Genomic DNA, 10,416 nt, shown 5'->3' on the forward strand with positions numbered 1-10,416 from the left:
TGTTTTGCTTGTACTGACTTAAACGACTTCTTCTCATAGGGATTATTCTAACCTGAAATTAGATTTCCCTAGTTATCTAGTACAGCCCCTTTTTTTATTCTGAACAATGGCTTGGCAAGCGGTCGTTTGGCTCGGAAAATTTGCAAAATAGTGTATAAGGGCTTTTCAGTTTTTATCGGTAGGCTATAATCAGCCGTTTTGAGCGAAAGACTATCATTATGGCGTTACTGATTACCCAAAAATGCACCAACTGCGATATGTGTGAGCCCGAATGCCCGAATCAGGCGATTTCAATGGGCGAGGACATTTATGTCATTGATCCGGCGTTATGCACCGAATGTGTCGGGCATTATGAGATCCCGACCTGCCAAAAAGTCTGCCCGATCAATAACTGCATTATTATCGACCCGAAACATATTGAAACGACCGATGAATTGTGGGAAAAATTTGTGTTAATTCATCACGCCGATGCTTTGGAGGCTAAATAATGAAGCTCAACGCACAACAACAGCAGGCGGTCGAATATGTGGAAGGGGCGTGTTTGGTGTTAGCCGGTGCTGGCTCGGGCAAAACACGGGTCATCATCAATAAAATCGCTCATCTTATCGCCGATTGTGGTTATTCCCCTAAACAGATTGCCGCCGTAACGTTTACCAATAAGGCCGCCCGTGAGATGCGGGAGCGGGTGGCACATTCCATCGGCAAAGAAAACAGCCGAGGGCTAACCATCTCGACTTTCCACACGCTCGGGTTTGATATTCTCAAGCGTGAGCATAAATTGCTCGGCTACAAAGCGGGAATGACCTTATTTGACGAATACGATCAAATAGCCTTGTTCAAACACCTGTTGTCCGAAGCGGCTGCGGAAGATAAAGATCTGCTTAAAGCGTTGGTATCCACCATTTCAAACTGGAAAAACGATCTGCTCTCGCCGGAACAGGCGATCGCCACCGCCAATGACGATCGCAAGCGGGTCTTTTCGCACTTTTATTTGCAATACCAAAACCAGCTCAAAGCCTATAATGCGTTGGATTTTGACGATCTGATAATGCTGCCGACCCTGCTCTTCCGCCAATTTCCTGAAGCCAAAGCCCGCTGGCAGCAGAAAATCCGCTATTTGTTGGTCGATGAATATCAAGATACCAACACCAGCCAATATGAATTGATTAAATTATTGGTCGAACATCACCAAAATTTTACGGTGGTCGGCGATGATGACCAGTCGATCTACTCGTGGCGTGGGGCTAAGCCGGAAAATATGGCACGGCTTCAAACGGACTTCCCGCAGCTCAAGGTGATTAAACTGGAGCAGAATTACCGCTCCAGCCAGCGTATTTTGCATTGCGCCAATATTTTGATTGATAACAACGATCACCTGTTCGCCAAACGGCTGTTTTCCCAGTTGAGTGAAGGCGAAAAATTGGCGGTGATTGAAGCCAAAAACGAGGAGCACGAAGCAGAGCGAATTGTCGGCGAGCTGATCGCCCACCGCTATCTCAACAAAACCAAATACAAAGATTATGCGATTTTATATCGGGGGAATCACCAATCCCGCCTGTTAGAAAAATTGCTAATGCAGAACCGCATTCCCTACAAAATTTCGGGCGGTACGTCATTCTTCAGCAAAACCGAAATTAAAGATATGCTGGCGTACCTGCGCCTATTGGTAAACCAAGACGATGATGCGGCATTTCTTCGCATTGTGAATACGCCGAGGCGGGAAATTGGGGCGGCAACCCTCGAAAAATTGGGGACATTGGCGAACGAAAAGCAGGTCAGTTTATTTGAAGCGATTTTTGATTTTGAACTGATTCAACGCCTTAGCCCTCGCCCTTATCAAGCGTTGCAAGATTTTGCCTGTTGGATTGTCGAATTGGCAGACCAAGCCGAGCGTGCTGAGCCACAGCAAGCGATCAAAGCGATGTTGGGGAAAATTCAATACGAAGCCTACCTCTACGAAACCGCCGCCACGCCAAAATCGGCGGAAATGCAAAGCCGCAATGTTGAAACCCTGTTTGATTGGGTACAAAAAATGCTGGACGGCGATGCGCTTAACGAACCGATGAATTTAGTCCAAGTGGTGAATAATCTCACCTTGCGGGATATGTTGGAGCGGGGCGAGGACGAGGAGAATGACCAAGTGCAACTGATGACTCTCCACGCCTCAAAAGGCTTAGAGTTCCCGCACGTTTTCCTGATCGGAATGGAAGAAGGGATTTTGCCCCACCAAACCAGCATTGACGAGGATAATATCGAAGAAGAACGTCGTTTAGCCTATGTTGGTATTACCCGAGCGCAACAAACCCTGACCTTCTCCCTCTGCAAAGAACGTCGCCAGTACGGCGAAATTACCCGCCCTGAAGTTAGCCGCTTTTTACTGGAGCTTCCCCAAGACGATCTACAATGGGAGCGGGACAAACCCCAAATCAGCGAACAGCAACGCCAACAAAAAGTCTCCGCCGGCTTGAGCAATATGCTAGCGATGGTTAAGGCGAATAAAAAATAGTCTTGATAAAATAGCAAATTTTTGAATATAACTCACCGCTTGTGTTAATGAAAAAGGCGAAAAAACGCATAAAAATATCAAGACTGTTAGTGTAATGTTGGGTAAGATTTAATAAGATGATAACAATTCTCAAAAACTTGATGCAGATCATAAACTTTACAAATAGAGTGCTAATTTAGGGGAAAAAGCACTCTAAATCAGTAATAATTTCGCCAGTTAAAATAATTTTTAGAGGAAAATAACTATGGCGCAAATGACGAAATCTGCCGAACCTTACGATGCTCAAGTTGAAGTGAATGAACTGGTCGATAGAGGATTAAAAGCTCTTGATGCTTTTCGTCAGCTTGATCAGGAGCAAGTCGATTATATCGTTGCCAAAGCTTCGGTGGCGGCGTTGGATAAGCACGGTGCATTAGCTCTGCACGCAGTTGAGGAAACTGGGCGGGGTGTGTTTGAAGATAAAGCAACCAAAAACTTATTTGCCTGCGAATATGTGGTGAATAATATGCGAAATCTGAAAACGGTTGGAGTGGTCAGCGAAGATGATGTAACGGGGATTACCGAAATTGCCGATCCGGTTGGTGTGGTTTGTGGGATTACGCCGACAACCAACCCGACTTCCACCACGATTTTCAAAGCGTTAATTGCCCTCAAAACCCGTAACCCGATTATTTTTGCCTTCCACCCTTCCGCCCAACAGTGTTCCGCGCACGCCGCACAAATTGTCTATGATGCTGCGGTGGCTGCCGGTGCGCCGAAAGATTGTGTGCAATGGATTAAAACACCGTCGATGGAAGGGACATCTCTGTTAATGAAACACAAAGGGATTGCCACCATTTTGGCAACCGGAGGGAATGCAATGGTGGAAGCGGCTTATTCCTGCGGAAAACCGGCGTTGGGTGTGGGGGCCGGGAATGTACCTGCCTATGTTGAAAAAAGCGCCGATTTAAAACAGGCGGTGTACGATATTGTGATGTCGAAATCGTTCGATAACGGAATGATTTGCGCTTCAGAGCAAGCAGCAATTGTCGATAAAGAGATTTATGCCGACTTCGTCAAAGAGATGCAATCTTACGGCGTTTATTTGGTGAATAAAAAAGAGAAAGCCTTGTTGGAAAAATTTATCTTCGGGGTGGATAAAGCCGATAAAGCAAGCTGTTCCGGTGCGAAGTTAAATGCGGCGGTTGTCGGTAAACCGGCGGCGTGGATTGCGGAACAAGCGGGCTTTTCCGTGCCGAAAAATACCAATATTTTGTTGGCAGAATGTAAAGAAGTAGGGGAAAACGAACCGCTGACCCGTGAGAAGTTATCTCCGGTACTGGCATTACTTACCTCGCATTCCCAAGAGGAAGGGATTGCGTTAGCGGAACAGATGGTCAATTTCCACGGTTTAGGGCATTCTGCGGCGATTCATACTAAAGATACGCAGTTGGCGAAAACATTCGGTGAGCGGGTCAAAGCCATTCGTGTGATTTGGAATTCGCCGTCCACTTTCGGCGGCATCGGCGATGTATATAACTCTTTCCTGCCGTCTTTAACGCTAGGTTGTGGCTCGTACGGCAAAAATTCCGTCGGTAACAACGTGAGTGCAGTGAATCTTTTAAATATCAAACGTGTGGGCAGACGGAGAAATAATATGCAGTGGTTTAAAGTGCCGTCAAAAATCTATTTTGAGCGGGATTCGATTCAATATCTGAAATCAATGAAAGATGTCGAACGGGTGATGATTGTTACCGACAGAGCAATGGTTGATCTCGGCTTTGTCGAGAAAATTGCCGAGCAGTTACGTCTGCGTAAAAATAAAGTAACTTACCAACTGTTTGCCGATGTCGAACCCGATCCAAGTATTGAAACCGTTCGCCGTGGGACAGAATTGATGCGTAGTTTCCAACCGGATACGATTATTGCACTCGGTGGTGGCTCGCCGATGGACGCAGCAAAAGTGATGTGGTTATTCTACGAGCAGCCGGAAGTGGATTTCCGTGATTTGGTACAAAAATTTATGGATATCCGCAAACGGGCGTTCAAATTCCCGCAACTGGGTCGCCGTGCGAAATTTGTCGGTATTCCGACCACATCAGGAACGGGCTCGGAAGTTACACCGTTTGCGGTGATCACCGAAGGCGACAAAAAATACCCGATTGCCGATTACTCACTCACCCCAACGATTGCGATTGTTGATCCGGCGTTAGTGATGACCGTGCCGGCACATATTGCGGCGGATACCGGTTTAGACGTACTGACCCACGCAACTGAAGCCTATGTTTCAACGGTGGCAAACGATTATACGGACGGCTTGGCATTGCAGGCGATTAAATTAGTGTTCCAATTCCTTGAAAAATCGGTGAAAGAAGCCGATCCGGAAGCCCGTGAGAGAATGCACAACGCATCAACCATTGCCGGTATGGCATTTGCCAATGCGTTCTTGGGGATCAATCACTCAATGGCACATAAACTGGGCGGACGTTTCCACACCGTACACGGTCGCACTAATGCGATTTTAATGCCGCACGTTATTCGTTATAACGGCACACGTCCGACTAAAGTGGCAACTTGGCCGAAATATAATCATTACAAAGCGGACGAAAAATACCAAGATATTGCCAGAATGTTAGGGCTACCGGCAGCGACACCGGCAGAGGGGGTAGAATCCTATGCCAAAGCCGTGGCGGAACTCGCCAAAGCTTGCGGTATTAAAATGTCGTTGCGTGAGCAGGGGGTGGACGAAAAAGCCTTCCTTGAAGCCCGTAGAGAGCTTGCCCTGCTGGCGTTTGAAGACCAATGCACACCGGCAAATCCTCGTTTGGCAATGGTAGAAGATATGGAGGAAATTCTGACTAAAGCCTATTATGGCGAGTAATATTATTGTAAATCAATAGCTTATAATTTTATTTTTAATCATTTATCACGCTGGTGGCTGTGTGGTTTTCTTCCTAGCAGCCACTTTTTATTTTGTCTGAAGAATTTATATTTTAAAGCGATGTGATTTTTATCACTGTTGGAAAATAATAAGTTTATTTCTTGTTTGTATGATGATTGACAGGTAGAAGATTGAAATAGCGATAAGGTGGATTCACTTATCGCCATTTTGGATTTGTGGTGTAGAGACAAGCGGTCAGTTATACGTCATTATTTGCAACTTATACCAAACCCTGTTTCAAGCGTTCAAAATAGTGTTTGGTTTCATCAATCACCACGTGGCGTAAAGCGACTAAAGCAATTAAATTCGGGAATGCCATTAAGCCGTTAACGATGTCCGCCAACGTCCAAATCGTGTTCAGTTGAATAAAAGGGGCAACGGCAATCAGGGCGATGAAGATAACACGGTAGAATTTAATGCCTCGTGTGCGTCCGCCTCTCAAATAGACAAAGCAACGTTCGCCGTAGTAACACCAGCCCAAGATGGTCGTAAAGGCGAAGAAAATCAGCCCGACCGTTACGACAACCGCCCCGATATTGCTCATCAACCCTTGCGAAAATGCCAAGTTGGTCAGTGCCGCCCCTTGTGCTGAGCCTTTCCACGCACCGGTTAGCACAATGACTAACCCTGTCATTGTGCAGACGATGATGGTATCTAAGAATGTGCCGGTCATTGAGATCAGCCCTTGGCGAACCGGCTCTTTGGTTTGGGCTGCCGCTGCTGCAATCGGCGCTGAACCTAAGCCCGCTTCGTTAGAGAAAATGCCTCTTGCAACACCCGATTGGATCGCCTGCATCACGGTAAAACCCAATACACCGCCGATTGCAGATTGCGGGTTGAACGCCGCTTTAATAATAAAAGCGATAGTTTCGGGGATTTTCGCAGCATTTAACATCAAGATCAGCACTGATGCACTCACATAAGCGACCGCCATAAACGGCACAATCACACTGGCGATTTTTGAAATCCGCTGCACACCGCCTAAAATAATCATTGCGACGGTGAGTGTCAGTACCACTGCCGTTACACCGATCGGCAAATGAAAAGTGTCGTGCAGGGCAGTGGTGATCCCATTGACCTGCGGAAACGTACCGATACCAAATAGAGCGACCATCACACCGAAAAAGGCGAACAATTTTGCCAGCCATTTCCAGCGTTGTCCCATACCGATTTCAATATAATACATTGGACCGCCGGCAATATAGCCGTCTTTGTCCTTACCCCGAAATTTAATTGCCAGCAAACATTCGGCGTATTTGGTTGCCATACCGAAGACGGCAATTAACCACATCCAAAACAACGCACCCGGCCCGCCCGCTTGAATGGCGGTGGCGACGCCGACAATATTGCCCGTGCCGATAGTCGCCGCTAATGCAGTAGAAAGTGCCGCAAAGGCGGAAATATCGCCTGTTTGGTTCTCACCTTTTTCCGGCTTGAACATATAGACGAACGCTCTCGGCAGGTTAAAAACTTGCAAGAATTTGAGTTTGAAAGTGAAATAGATGCCCACACCCGAAATTAAAACCAGTAGTGGCACACCCCAAATGATGCTATTGATTTGACTAAGTAACGTGTCGATTGACATTGTGATTCCTCGTAAAAACAACTTACAAGGAAAGAAAAGCACACCGCAAGTGGTGAGATGTTGACGATTTTTTGCGAAGGAATAGTGCAAATTTTTCCGTCTAAACGACCGCTTGTATTAACTTTTCTCCCCTGTCCTTTTGCCTGAGCGTTTCACGCAGATAACTACGCTTGCGCCTTCGGCGTCCATTTTCCGCACTCGCGGAGTGGATCTCTCCAAGGGTTCGTCCAATAGCTGTCCTCGCTTACGCACCTGAAAGAGTTTACCTCGTCGGTGTGGGGTGCTCCCCACTCTCCAGCTATCTTCATCCGAACATTTTCTTCTTTATAAAAAATAAAAAAGACTTGCGGATTTTAGCAAGTCTTTTGAGTTCGTCAAGTTGTAATATTTGACTATGTAGAGATACTTGTCGTTGGTGCTTTTTCTATATTGAAACGTTACTTTGGTTTTTGGTAAACGAAGTTAGTATTAAATAGAAATAGTCATAGTATATTGCCGATTAAAATGAATTTTGCTTTTCTTTAAGAAAGATATATTGCAATCAGTGATGCTTTTTCTCAATAATGTCTTTTAATTCTCTAATTTGATTTTCTAAATTACCCATTTTTTCCAATAATTTATCTTCTTTAGCTTGAATTTTTAAATGTAATTCATATTCCTTAATTTCTGTAATGCAATCTACAATAATTCCAATGGCAATATTAAGAACAATATAGCTAGCAATGAGCAAGAAACTTATAAAGATTATCCAAGCGAAAGGATCTATTTTAAGTATTGGACGGACAATACCCGATGACCAACCATCAAACGTCATTATTTGAAATAGAGTATAAAAACTTTCAGTTAAACTACCAAAATATTCAGGGTATATATCACTATATAAATGTGTTGTTAATACGGCATAAATATATAAGACGATCAGTAATAAAATAGCAACACCTTGCATAGAGTGAAGTGATTTAAATAGAACTTGTGTGATAATCCTCATTTTAGGAATGACTGATAAAAAGCGTAGAATACGAATGGTGCGAATAATTCTAAAAACAGAAAGTGGACCAAATTCAGCAATAATTGAAATAAAAATAATGCCAAAATCAAAAATATTCCAACAATTCTTAAAAAACTTCCTCCTTAGATAATAAATTTTAACTATTATTTCTAAACTAAAGATGATTAAGCAAAAATTGTTTATTAGAGAAAAGTAATGCCCCATTTTTTGAGAAAAGAGCGGATAGGTATCTAATCCCACAATAATCGCATTAATAACAATAAAGAAAAGAATTATTTTATTGAATAGCTTTATTTTTCTAGATTGTATAAGTTTAGTATGTGTTATCATCATAAAATTTAGACACTTAACTGTATTATAGTTTATGGCATATTTCTAAATTTATTTCAATAAATTCTTCCCAACTATAAATATGAGATAGATAAGTTTTATAATAATCTTCTACTCGGCAAACAAACGGTCTGTTTTCATAGATATTACATAATCTCGTTTTTTCATTGAAATATTTACATACGCCATCTCCTCTATTTAAGTAAGCTGTATGCTCGCTTAAATTAACTCGGCGACAGCATTTTCCGCAGGCTGTGCAGGGAAATGGAGATAATTTATTTTCGTAATTCAATTAACCAATCCACCATGCTATTATTATTACCGAACTCGAAAGGCATTTCGATATTGCGTTTTTTTAACTCTTTTTTAAAAATACAGTTTTTCTCATATTCCGTATTAGATAGTTTAAGTGAATCATAAAAAGTTTTTAGTTCATTTACATTAAAATTAAATTCTATTTTAGCTAAATTACCCAAATAGGTATCTAGTTTATCATTAATATTTCTCATATCTTCTAAAAGAAGATCATATTTGTTTTTAAAAAAATTATCTAATGCTGACCAAATCTTTTTCATAAAATCACTATATTCTAAAAAATAACTAATACCTAAAGTTAATATACCAGTAATTAAGGAGCTAAGGAATGATGAAATTTCAGATCCAAATGGAATTGTAACCAGTAATTTATTTAATTCAATATTAATAATCGAACCGATTAAAACGGAAATTCCCGTGGCTAGTATTTTTAATACAGCTTTTGTTAATTCTCCTAATGAGAGTTTATCTGGATTAAAGAAGATTAATTTAGCTGCATTTATTAAATGAATGTACATTTCCCTAATTATTTTTCCAATAATTTTTGTAGTAGTTGCAAAGATATTAATTAGAGTTGTTGAAATGTTCGCTAATACGCCACTTAAACTAGCATCTCTAAAAACAACTAAGATATCATTAAATCTAGATTTAACTCTTTCAAAAATATTACTGAATGTAGTTCTAATATCTTGAATAAAACTATTATAATCAAAATTATTTTTATTCTTTGTTAGGATATATGGTATTTGTTCTTTTAGTTCAAACCAAACTTCTGCTAAAATAAAACCTAGAGCCTGTCTCATCCCCGTTTTTATACCACTAATACCAGCTTGTTTCACTGAATTTTTAAAGAATTTACTATTTAAATAATACGTAATATTAATTTGTTTATCATAAGCTCTTCTTGCTTTATTATCTGCATCTATCATAGATTTACTGTTTTTTGAAATAACTTCTAATGCTTCGATTTTTTCCTGTTCTTTCTTCAGCTGCCGTTTCTCATTTCTTTGCTGAGAGGTAGTTTCAGGCATACTAGACAATTTTACTCTATCTTTATTAGATTGATCTTTTAATTGCTTGAGTTTTTTAGGAATTATCTCTGTTACGAATTTTTCGGTTGAATGCTCTCTTTTTAAATTGTTAATATACCCATGCGTCGAGTTTAAATTCGACGATTGGTTGGCTAATTCGCTACCATCTAAACCAGCTAAAACACGACCACGATCATTATGTATTTCCTTTGCGGAAATAGTATGATCTAACTGCCTATTTTCGTTTCTGAGCATAGTTTGGTTTCTATATTTATCGTGTAAAATACCGGATTGCTGTAATTTTTTATCATGTTTACCTTGAGAAATATAATTTTTATGGGAATGATATTTATGTGAATCGTATGCTTCTCTATTATCATAAGCATTTTTTGCTTCCTCGGTAGCATAAATTCCCTTGCGAGCGTTATGAATAGTATCAACATTTCCACCTTTTTTATCTTCAAAAAGTAAAAAATCTAAACCAAAAGAAGTGGTTAAGCTGTGAATTGTTGTTTTATGTAATTCACTTACCCAGTCAAATTGTCTTGTTTCTGTTGTCATAGCTAATCCTATTTATTAATAAGTCATTAAATAGAAAATAGCTGAATATTATATTCAGCTATTTAAAAAGGGGCTGTACTAGATAACTAGGGAAATCTAATTTCAGGTTAGAATAATCCCTATGAGAAGAAGTCGTTTAAGTCAGTACAAGCAAAACAA

Annotated in this window: 7 protein-coding genes and 2 riboswitches; of the genes, 3 read left to right on the forward strand and 4 right to left on the reverse strand. The window is 41.1% G+C overall.

Annotated elements, in window-relative coordinates; genetic code table 11:
- The first annotated feature begins 218 nt into the window (after positions 1 to 218).
- From RO21_RS09700 to adhE, 3 genes are all read left to right on the forward strand, one after another.
- Positions 219 to 488 carry a YfhL family 4Fe-4S dicluster ferredoxin gene (locus tag RO21_RS09700; RefSeq protein WP_047977589.1) on the forward strand — a complete coding sequence of 90 codons (270 nt, stop codon included), beginning with the start codon at positions 219 to 221 and terminating at the stop codon, positions 486 to 488.
- Complete coding sequence (gene rep, locus RO21_RS09705) at positions 488 to 2,506, forward strand: DNA helicase Rep (protein WP_047977590.1); 2,019 nt, start codon at positions 488 to 490, stop codon at positions 2,504 to 2,506. The genes RO21_RS09700 and rep overlap by 1 nt, the downstream gene beginning before the upstream one ends.
- 253 nt (positions 2,507 to 2,759) lie before the next feature.
- The gene (adhE, locus tag RO21_RS09710) at positions 2,760 to 5,366 is read left to right on the forward strand and encodes a bifunctional acetaldehyde-CoA/alcohol dehydrogenase (RefSeq protein ID WP_420911994.1); all 2,607 of its coding nucleotides are present in this window, start codon (positions 2,760 to 2,762) and stop codon (positions 5,364 to 5,366) included.
- Positions 5,367 to 5,646: 280 nt separating this feature from the next.
- Here the strand turns inward: adhE and RO21_RS09715 are convergent, their stop codons facing one another.
- From RO21_RS09715 to RO21_RS09725, 4 genes are all read right to left on the reverse strand, one after another.
- Positions 5,647 to 7,011 (reverse strand): alanine/glycine:cation symporter family protein, encoded by a 1,365-nt coding sequence (locus tag RO21_RS09715; protein ID WP_047977592.1) that lies wholly within the window; start codon positions 7,009 to 7,011, stop codon positions 5,647 to 5,649.
- 128 nt (positions 7,012 to 7,139) lie between these two features.
- Positions 7,140 to 7,233: riboswitch (glycine riboswitch) on the reverse strand.
- Between the two features lie 2 nt (positions 7,234 to 7,235).
- Positions 7,236 to 7,319: riboswitch (glycine riboswitch) on the reverse strand.
- Positions 7,320 to 7,552: 233 nt separating this feature from the next.
- Positions 7,553 to 8,353 carry an ion transporter gene (locus RO21_RS09720; protein WP_053067761.1) on the reverse strand — a complete coding sequence of 267 codons (801 nt, stop codon included), beginning with the start codon at positions 8,351 to 8,353 and terminating at the stop codon, positions 7,553 to 7,555.
- 22 nt (positions 8,354 to 8,375) lie between these two features.
- Complete coding sequence (locus tag RO21_RS12605) at positions 8,376 to 8,642, reverse strand: YkgJ family cysteine cluster protein (protein WP_084724286.1); 267 nt, start codon at positions 8,640 to 8,642, stop codon at positions 8,376 to 8,378.
- Complete coding sequence (locus RO21_RS09725; RefSeq protein WP_047977593.1) at positions 8,626 to 10,257, reverse strand: phage tail family protein; 1,632 nt, start codon at positions 10,255 to 10,257, stop codon at positions 8,626 to 8,628. The genes RO21_RS12605 and RO21_RS09725 overlap by 17 nt, the downstream gene beginning before the upstream one ends.
- Positions 10,258 to 10,416 lie beyond the last annotated feature (159 nt).

The sequence above is a fragment of the Muribacter muris genome, assembly GCF_001038205.1.
Classification (GTDB): Bacteria; Pseudomonadota; Gammaproteobacteria; order Enterobacterales; family Pasteurellaceae; genus Muribacter; species Muribacter muris.